This is a genomic window from Luteimonas fraxinea, assembly GCF_021233355.1.
In the GTDB taxonomy this organism is placed as follows: Bacteria; Pseudomonadota; Gammaproteobacteria; order Xanthomonadales; family Xanthomonadaceae; genus Luteimonas; species Luteimonas fraxinea.
The window spans coordinates 2,762,679-2,778,778 of record NZ_CP089507.1 but is presented as its reverse complement, the minus strand read 5'-3'; the positions used below and the strand labels follow the sequence as shown (position 1 = coordinate 2,778,778).

Annotated in this window: 13 protein-coding genes; 5 read left to right on the top strand and 8 right to left on the bottom strand. The window is 67.3% G+C overall.

The window, feature by feature from the left end; all coding sequences use genetic code 11:
- Positions 1–51: 51 nt before the first annotated feature.
- Entirely contained in the window at positions 52–951 is a 900-nt protein-coding gene (locus tag LU699_RS12450; RefSeq protein WP_232138241.1) for a TIGR01777 family oxidoreductase, read from the bottom strand.
- Between the two features lie 142 nt (positions 952–1,093).
- Positions 1,094–3,691, bottom strand: coding sequence for an ATP-dependent chaperone ClpB (clpB, locus tag LU699_RS12445; protein WP_232138242.1), 2,598 nt, complete (start codon positions 3,689–3,691; stop codon positions 1,094–1,096).
- A 188-nt stretch (positions 3,692–3,879) separates the two neighbouring features.
- Between clpB and LU699_RS12440 the strand changes: the two genes are divergently transcribed.
- Together LU699_RS12440 and LU699_RS12435 are read left to right on the top strand one after the other, a co-directional pair.
- Positions 3,880–4,599, top strand: coding sequence for a glutathione S-transferase (locus tag LU699_RS12440; protein ID WP_232138243.1), 720 nt, complete (start codon positions 3,880–3,882; stop codon positions 4,597–4,599).
- Between the two features lie 71 nt (positions 4,600–4,670).
- Complete coding sequence (locus tag LU699_RS12435; protein ID WP_232580187.1) at positions 4,671–5,075, top strand: hypothetical protein; 405 nt, start codon at positions 4,671–4,673, stop codon at positions 5,073–5,075.
- An 89-nt stretch (positions 5,076–5,164) separates the two neighbouring features.
- Here the strand turns inward: LU699_RS12435 and LU699_RS12430 are convergent, their stop codons facing one another.
- Entirely contained in the window at positions 5,165–5,599 is a 435-nt protein-coding gene (locus LU699_RS12430) for a thiol-disulfide oxidoreductase DCC family protein (protein WP_232138245.1), read from the bottom strand.
- A 34-nt stretch (positions 5,600–5,633) separates the two neighbouring features.
- Here LU699_RS12430 and otsB point away from each other — a divergent pair, with 34 nt between their 5' ends.
- From otsB to LU699_RS12415, 3 genes are read left to right on the top strand one after another with little or no spacing between them, the layout of a single operon-like run.
- Complete coding sequence (gene otsB, locus LU699_RS12425; RefSeq protein ID WP_232138246.1) at positions 5,634–6,449, top strand: trehalose-phosphatase; 816 nt, start codon at positions 5,634–5,636, stop codon at positions 6,447–6,449.
- A complete protein-coding gene (locus LU699_RS12420; protein ID WP_232138248.1) occupies positions 6,446–8,236 on the top strand; it encodes a glycoside hydrolase family 15 protein in 1,791 nt (596 codons plus the stop codon). The genes otsB and LU699_RS12420 overlap by 4 nt, the downstream gene beginning before the upstream one ends.
- Complete coding sequence (locus tag LU699_RS12415) at positions 8,233–9,606, top strand: alpha,alpha-trehalose-phosphate synthase (UDP-forming) (protein ID WP_232138250.1); 1,374 nt, start codon at positions 8,233–8,235, stop codon at positions 9,604–9,606. The genes LU699_RS12420 and LU699_RS12415 overlap by 4 nt, the downstream gene beginning before the upstream one ends.
- A gap of 408 nt (positions 9,607–10,014) precedes the next feature.
- Here LU699_RS12415 and gloA read toward each other — a convergent pair whose 3' ends face one another.
- From gloA to LU699_RS12390, 5 genes are all read right to left on the bottom strand, one after another.
- Entirely contained in the window at positions 10,015–10,545 is a 531-nt protein-coding gene (gloA, locus tag LU699_RS12410; protein WP_232138252.1) for a lactoylglutathione lyase, read from the bottom strand.
- A 57-nt stretch (positions 10,546–10,602) separates the two neighbouring features.
- Positions 10,603–11,160 carry a DUF4166 domain-containing protein gene (locus LU699_RS12405; RefSeq protein ID WP_232580186.1) on the bottom strand — a complete coding sequence of 186 codons (558 nt, stop codon included), beginning with the start codon at positions 11,158–11,160 and terminating at the stop codon, positions 10,603–10,605.
- A 54-nt stretch (positions 11,161–11,214) separates the two neighbouring features.
- A complete protein-coding gene (locus tag LU699_RS12400; RefSeq protein ID WP_232138256.1) occupies positions 11,215–12,834 on the bottom strand; it encodes a SulP family inorganic anion transporter in 1,620 nt (539 codons plus the stop codon).
- A 273-nt stretch (positions 12,835–13,107) separates the two neighbouring features.
- Complete coding sequence (locus tag LU699_RS12395; protein ID WP_232138258.1) at positions 13,108–15,378, bottom strand: TonB-dependent receptor; 2,271 nt, start codon at positions 15,376–15,378, stop codon at positions 13,108–13,110.
- A 26-nt stretch (positions 15,379–15,404) separates the two neighbouring features.
- Complete coding sequence (locus LU699_RS12390; protein WP_232138260.1) at positions 15,405–15,887, bottom strand: DUF3574 domain-containing protein; 483 nt, start codon at positions 15,885–15,887, stop codon at positions 15,405–15,407.
- Positions 15,888–16,100 lie beyond the last annotated feature (213 nt).

Below are 16,100 nucleotides of genomic sequence, written 5' to 3'. Positions count from 1 at the left end.
GACCGGCGCGCGTACCCGATCTTGCGCAGCGCGGCCTCGGCGCAATGCAAATCAGCGCAGCGCGGATTCCAGATACGGCTCCAGCGTCGGCCAGGCGAACGCGTGCCCACGCTGCTGCAGTCGCGTGGGCAGCACGCACTGGCCGTCGACGAGCAGCGTCGCCATTTCGCCCAAACCGAGTTCGAGCGCCTTCGCCGGCACTGCCAGCAGCGCAGGACGCCGCAGCGCATCGGCCAGTGCGCGGGTAAACCGCGTATTGGCGACCGGTTCGGGCGCGGTGAGATTGAAGGCGCCGGTCGGCGCATCGGCTGCGCCATCGAGATGCGCGCGCAGCAGCGACACGGCCGCATCGATCCAGTCCTCGCGCGCGATCCAGCTCAGCACCTGACGACCATCGCCCAGACGCGCACCGAGTCCGAACTGGAACGGCATCCGCAGGCGCTGCAGCATGCCGCCGGCCGGATGCAGTACGACGCCGGTGCGCAACAGCACCACCGGCACGCGGTCCTCGGCCGCACGCGCGGCGTCTTCCCAGTCGGCGCACAGGCGATGCTGGAATTCGTCGTGCGGCGCGCTGTCTTCGTCCAGTGGCGCATCGCCCTGCGCGCCGTACCAGCCGATCGCCGAACCGCTGAGCAGAACTTTCGGCGGCGTGTGCACCGAGCGGATCCAGTCCGTCAGCACGCCGGTCGGAATCAGCCGGCTGTCGCGCAGCGTCTGCTTGCGCGACGCGGTCCACCGCGCGTCGGCGATGCCCGCGCCGGCGAGATTCACCACCGCATCGAAACGATCGTCGGCCCACAGCGAGGCGTAGTCGCGCACTTCGACGCCTTCGGGCGACGGCGTGGACGCGCGCCGCGACAGCCAGGTGACGTGCGCACCGTCGCGTTGCAGACGGGCAGTCAGCGCGCTGCCGATGAAGCCGCTGCCGCCGGTGATCAGGATGCGCATGGACGTGCCTCGGGCCGCGAACGAACGTCATCGTGGCAGCCGCCGCGTGAGCATGCGTCAAGGCGCTGTGCTTCTGATCACGCGATCGCATCGCGACGCCGGCCACCTCGACTGCGGTGGACCGGCGTCATTGCGGCGGGTGTCAGCCCTGCTCGAACGCCAGCTGCCCGCCGGCGGCATCGACCTTGATGGTGTCGCCGCTGACGAACGCGCCCGACAGGATGCGCTGCGCCAGCGGATTCTCCAGCTGCTGCTGGATCGCGCGCTTGAGCGGACGCGCGCCATAGACAGGATCGAAGCCGACATTGCCGAGCAGATCGAACGCGGCATCCGAGACTTCGATGCGCAGCCCGCGCTCGGCCAGACGCTTGTCGAGGCCACGCAGCTGGATCTTCGCGATCTCGCGGATCTGCGCCTTCTGCAGCGGATGGAATACGACGATGTCGTCCAGCCGGTTGATGAACTCCGGGCGGAAATGCGCCTGCACCACGCCCATCACCGCCGCCTTCATCTGCGTGTAGCCCTCGGCGCTGTCGGCATCGGTGCCGCGCTCGCTCATCTCCTGGATCTGGTGCGAGCCGAGATTCGAGGTCATCACGATGACGACATTGCGGAAGTCGACCGTGCGGCCCTGCCCGTCGGTCAGACGGCCGTCGTCGAGCACCTGCAGCAGGATATTGAAGACATCCGGATGCGCCTTCTCCACCTCGTCGAGCAGGATCACGCTGTACGGACGACGGCGCACGGCTTCGGTCAGATAGCCGCCTTCCTCGTAGCCGACGTAGCCCGGAGGCGCACCGATCAGGCGCGCGACCGAGTGCTTCTCCATGAACTCGCTCATGTCGATGCGCACCATCGCGTCCTGGCTGTCGAACAGGAATTCCGCCAGTGCCTTGCACAGCTCGGTTTTGCCGACACCGGTCGGGCCCAGGAACAGGAACGAGCCGGTCGGACGATCAGGATCGCTGAGTCCGGCGCGCGAGCGGCGCACCGAGTCGGACACGACCTTGATCGCTTCTTCCTGGCCGATCACGCGCGTGTGCAGCTGCGATTCCATCGCCAGCAATTTCTCGCGCTCGTCCTCGAGCATCTTGCTGACCGGAATGCCGGTCCAGCGCGCGACGACCTGGGCGATTTCTTCCGCCGTCACCTTGTCCTGCAGCAGCGTGAAGCCCTGGGTTTCGGCTTCCTGCGCGGCCTGCAGCTGCTTTTCCAGCGCAGGCAGCCTGCCGTACTGGATCTCGCTCATGCGCGTGTAGTCCTGCGTGCGCTGCGCAGCCTCGAGATCGTGCTTCGCGCTTTCGATCTGTTCCTTGATCTTGGTCGCGACCTGCACCGTGGCCTTCTCGGCCTTCCAGATTTCTTCCAGATCGTTGTACGCACGCTCCAGCGTGTCGATCTCTTCCAGCAGATCCGCCAGGCGCTGCTTCGATTCGGCGTCCTTCTCCTTCTTCAGCGCCTCGCGCTGGATCTTGAGCTGGATCAGCCGGCGTTCCTTGCGGTCGAGCTCCTCGGGCTTGGAGTCGATTTCCATGCGGATACGCGACGCCGCCTCGTCCATCAGGTCGATGGCCTTGTCGGGCAGCTGGCGGTCGGCGATGTAGCGGTTCGACAACGTGGCCGCGGCGACGATCGCCGGATCGGTGATCTCCACACCGTGGTGCACCGCGTAGCGTTCCTTGAGGCCGCGCAGGATCGCGATCGTGTCTTCCACGCTCGGCTCGCCGACGAACACCTTCTGGAAGCGACGCTCCAGCGCGGCATCCTTCTCGACGTACTTGCGGTACTCGTCGAGCGTGGTCGCGCCGATGCAATGCAGTTCGCCGCGTGCGAGCGCGGGTTTGAGCATGTTGCCGGCATCCATCGAACCTTCGGCTTTGCCGGCGCCGACCATCGTGTGCAGCTCGTCGATGAAGAGGATGATCTGGCCTTCGTTCTTCGACAGATCGTTGAGCACGCCCTTGAGGCGCTCCTCGAATTCGCCGCGGTACTTCGCACCGGCGATCAGCGCGCCCATGTCCAAGGAGAGCACGCGCTTGCCGCGCAGGCCTTCGGGGACCTCGTTATTGATGATGCGCTGGGCCAGGCCTTCGACGATCGCAGTTTTGCCCACGCCCGGTTCGCCGATCAGCACGGGATTGTTCTTGGTCCTGCGCTGCAGCACCTGGATCGTGCGACGGATCTCCTCGTCGCGACCGACCACCGGATCGAGCTTGCCGCTCTCGGCGCGCGCGGTCAGATCGATCGTGTATTTCTCCAGCGCCTGACGCGCGTCTTCGGCGTTCTCGTCCTTGACGCTCTCGCCGCCGCGCACCTTGGTGATCGCGGTCTCGAGCCGCGCCTTGTCGGCGCCGGCCGCCTTGAGCGCCTTGCCGGCGTCGCCGCTGTCATCGAGCGCCGCCAGCACGAACAGTTCGGAGGCGATGAACGCATCGCCGCGCTGCTGGGCCAGCTTGTCGGTCACGTTGAGCAGGCGCGACAGATCGTTGCCGACCGACAGCTGTCCGGCCTGGCCGGTGACCTTGGGCAACCGGTCCATTGCTTCGGTGAGGCGCTCGCGCAGCACCGGCACATTGACGCCGGCCTGGCCGAGCAGCGGCCGCGTGCCGCCGCCCTGCTGGTCGAGCAGCGCCAGCAACAGATGCACCGGTTCGATGAAATTGTGATCGCGGCCCACGGCCAGCGACTGTGCGTCGCTCAGCGCCTGCTGGAACCGCGAGGTGAGCTTGTCCATCCGCATCGGGAAATCCTCGGGAGATCGGGGCCGGCAGCGCCGGCAATGTCCAACAGATGCGGTCGAAGCGGCGTGTTGCAAGCGGGTCGGGGCCGGGCCGGCGTCCCGGCCTTGACGGAATCCTGCCGCCGCCCTCACCCGCTGCTTGCGCGGGCGGCCCTACGGTGGCTGCCTTTCCTCTCGTGGAGCCGCGCATGACCTACCAGCTCTATTACTGGACCGGCATCCAGGGCCGCGGCGAGTTCGTGCGGCTCGCGCTGGAGGACGCCGGCGCCGACTACACCGACGTGGCCCGGGTGGACGGCGACGACGCGATGCAGCCCTTCCTCGAAGGCGACCGCAAGGGCGCCCACCCGTTCGCGCCGCCCTTCCTGACATCGGGCGATCTCGTCGTCGCCCAGGTCGCCAATATCCTGCACTTCCTCGGCCCCCGGCTGGACCTCGTGCCCGAAGGCGAAGCCGCGCGGCTGCAGGCGCTGCAACTGCAGCTCACGATCGCCGACTTCGTGACCGAGATCCACGACAGCCACCACCCGATCGCCAGCGCGGAGTACTACGAAGACCAGAAGGACCCCGCAAAGCGACGCGCGGCTGATCTGCGCCAGCATCGGTTGCCGAAGTTTCTTGGCTACTTCGAACAGGTGGTCGATCGCGGCAACGGGCATGCGCTGGGTGCGCATTCGTATGTCGACCTGTCGCTGTTCCAGATCGTGCGCGGGCTCGACTACGCGTATCCGAACGCGATGCAGGCGCTTGCACCGAAGATTCCACAGCTGCGTGCGCTGGAAGCGCGGATTGCGGCGCGGCCCAACATCGCCGCGTATCTCGCATCGGAGCGCCGGCTGGCGTTCAACACCAACGGGATCTTCCGGCATTACCCGGAGCTGGATGGTGGGATTACAGACGACGCCTGAGGCAACTCGCAATGCGCCGACATGGAGGATGTTCAATGCGACGGGGATGGCAGACGACGGCGAGACATGCAGTGCTGCTCTCGCTCCTGGTTCTGGTCGGCGCCTGCGCGCATGGACCCGATGGAGCAACGGATCCGGAAGGCCTGATCCGGTCTGCGCCGCCATCAGCCGGCATGGACGTGATCTACCTGACGGGTTCGAAGACCGGGCGACTCGTCTGGCGCGACGGTTGTTTCCGGATCGTGACCCCGCAGCAACGCGACGGCGGGACCACTCTGATCTGGCCGCATGACTATGTGGCGGTCGTGCGCGATGGACGCCGGGGTGTCATGGATTCCGAAGGGCGCACGGCCTTCGACGGCGATCGCGTCACGCTGGGTGGCGGCTCGGGTGGCGGGCTGCCCGACGACACGATTAACCACGCGCGTGCCGCGGCCTGCGGAGGGCCCTATGCAAGTGCGTGGTTGCCGTACTGATCACGCATGCACTACCCGACTTCCGCCGCGAGCAGACGATGATGCGGCAGTCCCGCCAGCCTGGTCTGACAGGTTCCAGCAGCCTTGGCCTACAGAAACCGTGCCCGCACTTCAGCAGGCGGCACCATACACGTCTCCCGACGGCCGAACATGCGATACCGGTTGCGCGCAAGCAGGCGATAGGCCGGATCGCGCAACGCGCGCGGCACGACGCGCAGAGCACCCGCAACGCGCCACACGCCACCAAGCCGCCGCAGCACTTCGATCACGCCATCGCTGTCGTGCCAGCCGGCATCGCCGTCGACCAGCAGGAACGAGACCGGATCGTCCGGATCGATTCCGTGCGCGACCAGCAGGTCGCGGCCCACGCGGTCCTGCATCGCGGCAAAGCGGAAACCGGCACGGTGATCATGGCGCAGCAGGAAGTGCACCCACCCGCTGCACAGCGCGCAGACGCCGTCGAACACGACGATGGGGCCATCGTGCGGTGCAGTGGATGACGCGTGTGGGCTGGCAGGGTTCACATCGGTTTTCCGGACGCGTGGCCATGATGCTGCAATGCGCCAATCACCGGAAGCCACCCCACCCTTCCTGACGCCGGCCGCGACCGCGCTGCCCCCGCCGCCCACGCTGCCGGCGAACGCGGCGTTGTTTCTCGATGTCGACGGCTGCCTGTTGCCGTTCGCGCCGCGCCCTGACGCGGTCGAAGTTCCATCTGCGCTGCTTGCACGACTGACGGTGTTGCAGCAGGCACTGGGTGGCGCGCTGGCGCTGGTCAGCGGTCGCAACCTCGCCACGCTCGACCAGTTGTTCGCGCCGCAGATGTTCGCGGCTGCCGGCCTGCATGGCGTGGAGCGACGACGTCTCGGCCACACCGGCACCGCCGGCGACGTGCCGCCCGCGCTGGTGCGCGCACGCGACGCGGCGATCGCGCTGATCGACGCGCATCCCGGCGCGCTGGTCGAAGACAAAGGCGCGGCGCTCGGTCTGCACTGGCGGATGGTCGCGCCCGAGCGCAAGGCCGCGGCCGAACTCGCGCTGCGCGCATTCGCGGCCGGTGCGCTCAGTGGATTGCCCGACTACCAGTTGCAGCCTGGCGACCACGTCATCGAACTGCGCCCGCGCCACGCCGACAAGGGCAGCGCGATTCTCGCGTTCCTCGATGAAGCGCCGTTCAAAGGTCGCGTGCCGGTGTTCGCCGGCGACGATCTCACCGACGAGCCCGGCTTCTCGGCCGTCAACGCCCATGGCGGCATCAGCGTGCTGGTCGGCGATCGCGCCGGCAGTGCCGCCCGTTTCCGTCTGCCCGATCCCGCTGCGATCCACGCGTGGCTCGGCGTGCCTGCAGACCCGAATCCGGAGAGTTCCCGATGACCCAACCGCTCGCTCCCAGCCTCGATCTCGGCCTCGTCGGCAACGGCAGCTTCGGTGCGCTGTTCGACCGCAATGCGCGTCTGGTGTGGTCCTGCCTGCCGGCGTTCGATGGCGATCCCGCGTTCTGCGCGCTGCTGTCGCCGAAGGACGGTCACGGCGACTGGTCGATCGAACTCGACGACTTCGAACGCAGCGAGCAAAGCTACGTCGAGAACACTGCGATCCTGCGCACCGTGCTGTACGACCGCCATGGCGCGTCGCTTGAGATCACCGATTTCGCGCCGCGCTGGCGCCAGCACGACCGCTTCTACCGTCCGGTGATGCTGATGCGACGCGTGCGTCTGCTCTCGGGCAGCCCGCGTATCCGCGTGCTGTTGCGTCCGCTGGCCGACTGGGGCGCGCGCGTGCCCGACAGCACCTGGGGCAGCAACCACATCCGCTACGTGCTGCCCGGTTTCACGCTGCGCGCGACCACCGATCTGCCGATCCGCCTGCTGCGCGACGGCCTGCCGTTCGTGCTCGATCGCGACCTGCACTTCCTGCTCGGCCCCGACGAGACCGTGACCCAGCCATTGCCGGAATTCGTGCGCGACGCGATCCACCGCACGACGAATTATTGGCGCGAATGGGTGCGTTACCTGTCGATCCCGCTCGACTTCCAGGAAGCCGTCATCCGCAGCGCGATCACGCTGAAGCTGTGCCAGTACGAGGACAGCGGCGGCATCATCGCGGCGATGACCACGTCGATTCCCGAGGCCGCCGACACCGAGCGCAACTGGGACTACCGCTATTGCTGGATGCGCGACTCGGCGTTCGTGGTGCGCGCGCTCAACCGGCTCGGCGCGACGCGCACGATGGAGGAGTACATCCGCTACATCTTCAACCTCACCGTCAGCGACGACGGCGACATGCAGCCGCTGTACGGCATCGGCTTCGAACACACGCTCACCGAGGAAACGATGCCGGCGCTGGCAGGCTATCGCGGCATGGGCCCGGTGCGTCGCGGCAATCTCGCCTACGTGCAGCGTCAGCACGACACCTACGGCAGCGTGGTGCTCGCGTCCACGCAACTGTTCTTCGATCGCCGGCTGGAGCACCGCGGCGACGAGGCGACGTTCCGCAAGCTCGAACCGCTGGGCGAACTTGCGTTCAAGCTCTTTGATCAGCCCGACGCCGGCCTCTGGGAATTCCGCGGCAAGGCACACGTGCACACCTACTCGGCCGTGATGTGCTGGGCGGCCTGCGACCGGCTCGCGCGGATCGCCGGGCAGCTCGGCATCGACGACCGCATCGGCTATTGGCGCGAACGCGCCGAGGGCATGCGCGAACGGATTCTCGGTGAAGCATGGAATGCCGAGCTCGGCCACTTCGCCGATGCCTTCGGTGGCGACCGGCTCGACGCCTCGCTGCTGCTGCTCGCCGATCTCGGCTTCGTGACGCCGGAAGACCCGCGCTTCATCGGCACGGTCGAGGCGATCGGCCAGTCGCTGCGCCATGGCGACGGCCTGTTCCGCTATGTCACGCCCGATGACTTCGGCACGCCGGAGACCAGCTTCACGATCTGCACGTTCTGGTACATCGACGCGCTGGCGTCGATCGGCCGCACGCACGAGGCGCGGCAGCTGTTCGAGACCCTGCTGTCGCGCCGCAACCATCTCGGCCTGCTCTCCGAAGACCTGTCGTTCGAAACCGGCGAGGCCTGGGGCAACTTCCCGCAGACGTATTCGCATGTCGGTCTGATCATGGCGGCGATGCGCCTGTCGCGGTCCTGGCAGGAAGCGGCATGAGCCGCCTGGTCGTCGTCTCCAATCGTGTCGCGCTGCCGGGCGCCAGCCAGAACGGCGGCCTCGCGACGGCGCTCGACGCGGCGCTCAAGGAGACCGGCGGCCTGTGGTTCGGCTGGAGCGGCAAGGTCGCGCGTGCGCACTCGGGCGAGATGCACCACCAGCAGGCGGACGGCATCGAGTACCTCACAGTCGATCTATCGCGCGAGGATTACGAGGGCTACTACAACGGTTTCTCCAACCGCACGCTGTGGCCGCTGCTGCATTTCCGACTCGATCTCGTCGACTACAACGCGCTGACCCAGGCCGCCTATCGCGGCGTCAATGCGCTGTTCGCCGAGAAGCTGTCGAAGGAGCTGCGCGATGACGACATCGTCTGGGTGCAGGACTATCACCTCTTCCCGCTCGCGCAGGAGCTGCGTAAGCGTGGCGTGCGCGCGCGCATCGGTTTCTTCCTGCACGTGCCGTTTCCATCGGCAGACATCGTCGCCGGCCTGCCGCATCACGAGAAGACGTTCGGTGCGTTGTCGTCCTACGACCTCGTCGGTTTCCAGACCGAGCGCGATCTCGAGCGCTTCCAGGATTACATCCGCCTGTTCCGCGGCGGCCAGGTCGCCGGCCAGGGCGATCTGCGTGATCACGACGGCCGTCGCTTCAGCGCAGCGGCCTTCCCGATCGGTATCGACGCCGGCGTGATCGAGTCCCTGGCCGAGACCGCATCGCGCAGTGCGACGACCAAGCGCATGCATGCCAGCCTCAACGGCCGCGCTCTGGCGATCGGCGTCGACCGGCTGGACTACTCGAAAGGCCTGCCGGAGCGCTTCCGCGCGATCCAGCGCTTTTTCGAACGCCATGCCGACCAGCGCGGCAAGATGACGTATCTGCAGATCGCGCCCGTCTCGCGCGGCGGCGTCGCCAGCTACCGCACGCTGCGCCGTGAACTGGAGCAGTACGCCGGCCACATCAACGGCGCGCATTCCGAGCCCGACTGGACACCGGTCCGCTACGTCAACCGGACGTATCCGCATCCCGCGCTGACCGGTTTCTACCGCCTGTCGCGCATGGCGCTGGTCACTCCGCTGCGCGACGGCATGAATCTGGTCGCCAAGGAATACGTGGCCTCGCAGGATGGCGATGATCCCGGCGCGCTGGTGCTGTCGATCTTCGCCGGTGCCGCGCGCGAACTCGATGGCGCGCTGCTGGTGAACCCCTTCGACAGCGACGGTGTCGCCGATGCGATCGCCGCGGCGATGGCGATGCCACGCGAGGCAAGACGCGAGCGCTGGCAGTCGATGATCACCCGCATCCGCGAGTACGACATCCATGCGTGGCGAAAGGATTTTCTGTCGCGGTTGGCGGCGACGCGGGGCTGAGCCGTCGCGTTTCGTAGGAAGGGTATTGCGAAGCGAAACCCATCGCTTCTCGCACGCGAAGGTTGATCGTCTGGTTCGCGATGCCGCGAATCCGTAGGCGTCGCTGCTGACGTTCAGCCCTCACCCGACGCACTGCGTGCGTCGACCTCTCCCGGAGGGAGAGGTGCCAGTTCGCTGCGTGCGAGTTGTGCATCGGGGTAGATCTCGACGTGCCGAGCCTCACGCGCTCTGAGCCCCTCTCCCTCCGGGAGAGGGGTTGGGGTGAGGGCGCTTTTGGCGGTATCTGAAAAAACCAATGCATTACCGGCAAAGCCCCTGCCCTCACCCCACCACCGGCATCCGCCGATGGTCCTCCCCCTCTCCCGGAGGGAGAGAGGCCAACGCGTCATCCGCCAGCAGCGAACGACATCAGAGCTTCGCAGGCTGGATGATCTCCACCCAGTAGCCGTCCGGATCCTTGATGAAGGCGATCGACTTCATCGTGCCGTCGGTCAGCCGCTTCTGGAACGTCACACCCAGCTCTTCGAAACGCGCACAGGCGGCGCGTACATCCGGAACGCTCACGCAGATATGACCGAAGCCGCGCGGGTCGCTGTTGCCGTCGTGATAGACCGGGCCGTCCTGCGATTCGGTGCCGTGGTTGTGGGTGAGTTCGAGCACGCCGGGCTGGCGCGCGAGCCATTCGCGGCGGGCGTCTTCGTCGTCCGGGATGCCGGCGGTGTCGTCAACCAGTGCGAGGAAGAACAGCGAGAACTTCGCCTGTTCGAAATCGGCCTTGCGCACCAGGGTGAAGCCGAGCACACGGGTGTAGAAGTCGAGCGAGGCCACCGGGTCCTTGACCCGCAGCATGGTGTGGTTGAACACGAAATCGCGGGTCGCGGTGTCGCGCGGCGCAACGCCGGGGACGTTGGCGAGATCGGCGAGGGTCTGTGCGGTCATGGCACGGGTTCCTGAGACGGGCCGTCCATTATCGGCGAAGCCACCGCAAGGTCGCGGTCACGCGGCGCCGGGGTCGTCCGGCAGCAGCCAGCCGTGGTAACGCACCAGTTGACCGACGAGCGGAAGCGCGGCTTCGACCTCGAACGCGTAGCGCCCGTCGATCTCGCGTTCGTTGCAGCGCACGTCGCGGAACAGCGCGGCCGGCAGCGGCACCACGCCGAGCAGGCGTGCGCCGGCGACGTTCCAGAAGATCGTGCCGTCCCAAGTGTGCAGCACGAAGCGGAACTGCACCGGGCCGAGCCGCTCGCGCAGTTCGCCATCGCGATGCGACAAGCGCGAGCGCATGCGCGAGGCCTTGGGCGGCGTGCCGAACACGCGCGACCAGACCTCGCCCTTCGGCCCGCTGGCGAAATCCACCGTCACCGGTGCATCGGTCATCGCGCGCGGCAGGCCTGCAAGGCGTGCGCACAGCCGCGACAAGAGCCCTGTACCACGTACCACAGTGACCTGTCCGCTGTAGCGCGCCGTGCCGTGCACGCCATGCAGCGCGCGCAAGGCGTCGGGCAAACGGAAAAACGCAGCGCCGAGCAGGTTCTGGTAAAGGGTCGGCGTCATCGCACGCAGGTCATATCCGGGCGGCGCAGGATAGCGCCTGCGCGCCCGCTTCGATCAGTCGAGGACCGCGGGCTTGCGCTGGCGTTGCAGCGACAGAAGGCCCACCAGCGCCGCCAGTACCGCATACGCGGCCGCGAAGTTGAACGCGATCGCCTGGCGCAGGCCGTCGAGTTGCCACGGCAACACCAGCGCGCCGGTCGGATGGACCGAGTGGATCACGCCGAACAGCGTGGCCACCGCGGCCGCCAGCAGCGTCGCGACCGCGACGCCGGTCCGCTTGTCGACCAGCGCGACCAGCGCGGTCGCCCAGAGCATCGCGGTAATGATGAAGCCATTGCCGAGTACGACGATCGTCGCCATCTCCGGCAGGCCGTGACCCGCAACGACCTGCGCATACAGCGCAGCCATGCGCTCGGGATCGATCCACGCCGGATTGCCGAACTTGATGTTGAGCAGGTAGGCGATCGCCGGCAGGAACGCCAGCGACACCGCGATCGCGTGTTCGCGCTTCGTGCTGTGGAAAGCCTGCACGGTGATGTCGATGCCGACGAAGACGATGATCGGCGCGAGCACCGCGACCGGCAGCCACTGCACCAGACCGGACACCAGGCCGAGCATGCCGCCGATGCCGATGAAGAGACCCGTCAGCAGCGTGTAGCCGGTGCGCGCGCCCATGTGCTTGTAGGCCGGCTGGCCGATGTAGGGCGTGGTCTGCGCGACGCCGCCGCAGACGCCGGCGACCAGCGTCGACACCGCTTCGACCAGCAGCACGTCGCGCGTGCGGTAGTCGTCACCGGCCGCGCGCGCGCTCTCGCTGACATTGATACCGCCGACCACCATCAGCAGCCCGAACGGCAGCAGCAGCGAGAGATACGGCAGCGTCGCCGGCAGACCGTCGACGAAGCCGAGATTCGGCCACGGCAGTGCGGGCGCCGGCCAGCTGGCCTCCGGCAAAGCGAAGCCCGGCGACAGACCGGCGAGACCGAGTCCGTAGTACAACGCGAGGCCGACGAGCAAGGCGAACGGCACGCCGGGCAGGCGGAACGGCACCGGGCCGCGCGCGACCAGCACGTAGAGCAGCAGGCCCAGCGTCGCGAAGCCGGCGATCGGCGACCGCAGCGTTTCGATCAACGGCAAAAAGCCGAGCAGCATCAGCGCCGCGCCACCGATCGAACCCAGCAGCGCCGCACGCGGCACGACTCGGGTGATCCAGTCGCCGGCGAACGACAGCACGAGTTTCAGCACGCCCATCACCACCAGCGAGGCCATGCCGAGCTGCCAGGTCGCAATGCCGGCGGCGTTCGCGTCCAGACCTTGCTGGCGGAACGCGACGAACGCGGGCCCGAGCACCAGCAGCGCCATGCCGATGCTGGTCGGCGCATCGAGGCCGAGTGGCATCGCGGTGACATCGCTGCGGCCGGTGCGCTGCGCGAGGCGCCGCGCCATCCACGTGTACATCAGGTTGCCGACCAGCACGCCGAACGCCGTGCCCGGAAACATGCGCCCGAACACGATGTCGGCCGGCACCCCGAAGATCCCGACCAGCGCCGCGGCGATGAAACCGAGGATGGACAAATTGTCGACGACGAGGCCGAAGAAGCCGTTGATGTCGCCGGGGACGAACCAGCGGGGCGATGCGTGCGAAGCGCGTGCGGGATTCGGCGCAGAAGACATAGCGGTCCTTGAAACTGTTTTCAGAAGTCGCCGGACTTGCAGCCGACGACGCGCCTCGGGATATCAATTGAAGCGTCATTCCGGCGAAAGCCGGAATCCAGCGCCTAATACATTTCGTATTGACCCGCGCGCAGGGTGGGTAGCAAGCGGACGTCACTGGATTCCGGCTTTCGCCGGAATGACGAGGGCAGGATTCACGCGCAACCGTCATCTGGTCGCACGCTCCAACAGTCTCGAGTTCCGTTACGGAAGTCGTGATTGAGGCAAACCGCCTCAGAACTTCGCCGTGAACTCCACACCCCAGGTCCGCGGTTCGTTGATGAAGCCGGTCAGGTTGTTGAAGTCGATGCCGCCGACGATGCGCGTGCTGTCGGTGATGTTGCGGCCGAACACGGCGAGATCGTAGTTGCCCTGGTTCCAGTTCGTGCCGACACGCAGACCGCCTTCCAGCGTCGAGCGGCCGCGGAATTCCGGCGATTCGTACAGGAAGAAATTGACCTGGCCGCGATACGCCCAGTCGGTGTAGACGTAGAACTCGGCATCGTCGCCGACCGGCACGCCCCAGCGCGCGGTGAGGTTGTGGATCCACTTCGGTGCCTGCGGCAGCGGATTGCCGTCGACGAGGGCGAAGCCGTTGACGGTGGGATCGGTCACGGTGCAGCCGCCGCCGCAGACTGCCACCGCGAGATTCGGATCGCGGATTTCGGTGTCGTTGTAGCTCGTGCCCCAGGTCACCAGCAGCGTGTCGGTCAGCCAGGCCTGCAGATCGAGTTCGGCGCCCTGCCCGATCGACTTGTCGGCGTTGAGCAGGATCGCCTGGTTGGTCGCGCCGCCGACGGCGATCAGCTGCTGGCCGTCGACGTTGTAGCGGAACAGGTTGAAGCCGATGCGGCCGCGGCGGTCCCACAGGTCGGCCTTGATGCCGACTTCGTACGAGATCACTTCTTCCGAATCGGCGACCGAGATGCCGCCGAACGCGAGACGGCCCTGGATCGACGGGGCGCGGAAGCCCTTGGCGACACGGCCGTAGACGTTGACGTCGTCATTGAGTTCGTAGACCGCGCTCGCGTCCCAGCTGATGTCATCGACATCGGTGTTCTCGGAGAACGGGCCGCCGACCGGCGTCCCGAACGGCACCGTCTGCAGCACGCTGGCGCTGAAGTCCTTCTTGTCCTGCGTGTAGCGCAGGCCGCCGCGCAGCTTGAGCTTGTCGCTCACGTCGTATTCGCCGGATGCGAACAGTGCCCACGCGGTATTGCGCTGTTCCTGCACGGCATGGCCGGTCTGCGGATTGCCGGGGCTGAGCGAGTCGTAGTTGAGGCTGTCGACGGTCAGCTCTTCGCGGAACCAGAACGCGCCGGCCTGCCAGTCGAAGGGGCCGTCGAGATTCGACTCGATGCGCACTTCCTGGGTGATCTGCTTGTGGTCGGGAATGCCGTCGGCCGACTCGGCCGCGAACGGAATGAAACCGGGACCGGAATCTGGCAGGAACGCCGCGCCGTAACCACCGTCGATGTCACCGCGGTTCAAGGATTCCAGCGTCTCGTAGCCGGTGATCGAGTACAGACTGTACTGCCCGAAATCCCAGCGCAGGCGGGCGCTGCCGCCCCAGGTTTCCAGATCGGAGAAATTGACGCCGTCGACCGAGACCGAATCGCGATCGAAGCCAGGCACGAACCGGTTGCTGCCCGGCTCGACGAGGTTCGCGCGGAACAGACGCGCGGTGCCGTTGAGATCGCGTCGGTGCAGATTGAATAGCCCTTCGAAACCGTCGCCTTCGTACAGGAACTGCACGCGCGCGGCGGATTCGTCGTAACCCTCGAAGCCGTCGTTGGGCGCACCGGCCAGGGTGTTGCGCACCGAATCGTCGCGACGCTGGTACAGCGCCGACACGCGCGCCGACCAGCGCTCGGTCAATGCGCCGCCGACGGCGCCTTCGAAGTTCCACATGTTGTCGCTGCCGTAGGCCAGCTTGCCGTAGCCCTCGAAGTCCTGGCTCGGGCGCACCGAATCGAACTTCACCACGCCGGCCGGCGTGTTGCGGCCGAACAGCGTGCCCTGCGGGCCGCGCAGCACTTCGACGCCGGCGATGTCGAATACCGGGAAGCCCTTCAGCAGCGGGTTCTCCAGCACGACGTCGTCGTAGATCAGCGAGACCGGCTGCGACGCATTGAGATCGAAGTCGGTATTGCCGAGACCCCGGATGTAGAAGCGCGGAAACGCGCGGCCGTAGCTCGATTCGATGTTGAGGCTGGGCACGCGACCCGACAGGAAGCGGATGTCGGTGCCGCCGCTGCCGAGCACGCCGAGCTTCTCGGCATCGAGCGTGGTGATCGACACGGGCACGTCCTGGATGTTCTCCACCCGGCGCTGCGCGGTGACCTGCACCGCGTCGAGCGTGGCGGCGCGTTCCTGCGGCGCGGCGGCGGGCGTGGCCGCGTCCTGGGCGAGGACCCCCGCCGGCAGGGCGCACGCGAGTGCGAAGGCAAGGCGGGCGGGACGGAGCACGGTCTGGCGGGCGCGGCTGGACGACATGGGGAACACCTCGGCGGGCAGGTGACGCGGGATGATCAGAACGAGACGTCGGCGTGCAGCTGCGAGCGCAGCACCGACAGATGACCGGTTTCCTGCTTCCATGCGGTGCGGATGGCCTCGATCGCGGCGGCCTGCTCCGGCGTATCGGGATGATGCACCACCAGCTCCTTGGAGCGCAGGCGCGACGGCGTGCTGGCGCCCGGCGGCAGCCACTGGCCGTAGACGTCGATCACGCTCAGGCCCTTGGGAAAGCGCGGGGTGACTTCGCGATCGAGGAAGTCGAGCCAGCGCTGTTCCGATGCCGCGGTCTCTTCGGGCGAGGCCACCCACTGGCCGGTCGCGAAATACAGCTCGGTGCGCACCCAGCCGATGCCTTCGGCCGGTCGCGCGGCATCGCCGTGATAGGCCGAGGTGACGACCTTCTCCGGCACCCCGGGCGCGGACGTGGGCGCGCTGGTGGCGCAGGCGGCGATCGCAGACGCGGCGAGGATCGACAGCAACGGACGGAACAGGGACATGGCCACGGCCGGGATGTGCGGGGCCGCCATGCTAGAGGCGTGGGCGGCCGGGAATTGTTGCAGTGCCGCAACACTGTATCGCTCGATCCGGATGGACGTATGAATTGGAAGCGTGCCCAATGGTGGACCGGCCGCGCCCAGCGCGGTCGCGGTGCCGGGCGCCCCGTCGCCCCTCCCCAGCTCGGCGCCCGGCACCGCCCTCTCCCCGCCTCC

Excerpts from the sequence above, each read along its gene's own strand:
- LU699_RS12415 (WP_232138250.1), top strand. The coding sequence starts at position 8,233 with ATGAGCCGCCTGGTCGTCGTCTCCAATCGTGTCGCGCTGCCGGGCGCC.
- LU699_RS12405 (WP_232580186.1), bottom strand. The coding sequence starts at position 11,160 with ATGACGCCGACCCTTTACCAGAACCTGCTCGGCGCTGCGTTTTTCCGT.
- LU699_RS12390 (WP_232138260.1), bottom strand. The coding sequence starts at position 15,887 with ATGTCCCTGTTCCGTCCGTTGCTGTCGATCCTCGCCGCGTCTGCGATC.
- gloA (WP_232138252.1), bottom strand. The coding sequence starts at position 10,545 with ATGACCGCACAGACCCTCGCCGATCTCGCCAACGTCCCCGGCGTTGCG.
- LU699_RS12400 (WP_232138256.1), bottom strand. The coding sequence starts at position 12,834 with ATGTCTTCTGCGCCGAATCCCGCACGCGCTTCGCACGCATCGCCCCGC.
- clpB (WP_232138242.1), bottom strand. The coding sequence starts at position 3,691 with ATGCGGATGGACAAGCTCACCTCGCGGTTCCAGCAGGCGCTGAGCGAC.
- otsB (WP_232138246.1), top strand. The coding sequence starts at position 5,634 with ATGCGCCAATCACCGGAAGCCACCCCACCCTTCCTGACGCCGGCCGCG.
- LU699_RS12450 (WP_232138241.1), bottom strand. The coding sequence starts at position 951 with ATGCGCATCCTGATCACCGGCGGCAGCGGCTTCATCGGCAGCGCGCTG.
- LU699_RS12440 (WP_232138243.1), top strand. The coding sequence starts at position 3,880 with ATGACCTACCAGCTCTATTACTGGACCGGCATCCAGGGCCGCGGCGAG.
- LU699_RS12420 (WP_232138248.1), top strand. The coding sequence starts at position 6,446 with ATGACCCAACCGCTCGCTCCCAGCCTCGATCTCGGCCTCGTCGGCAAC.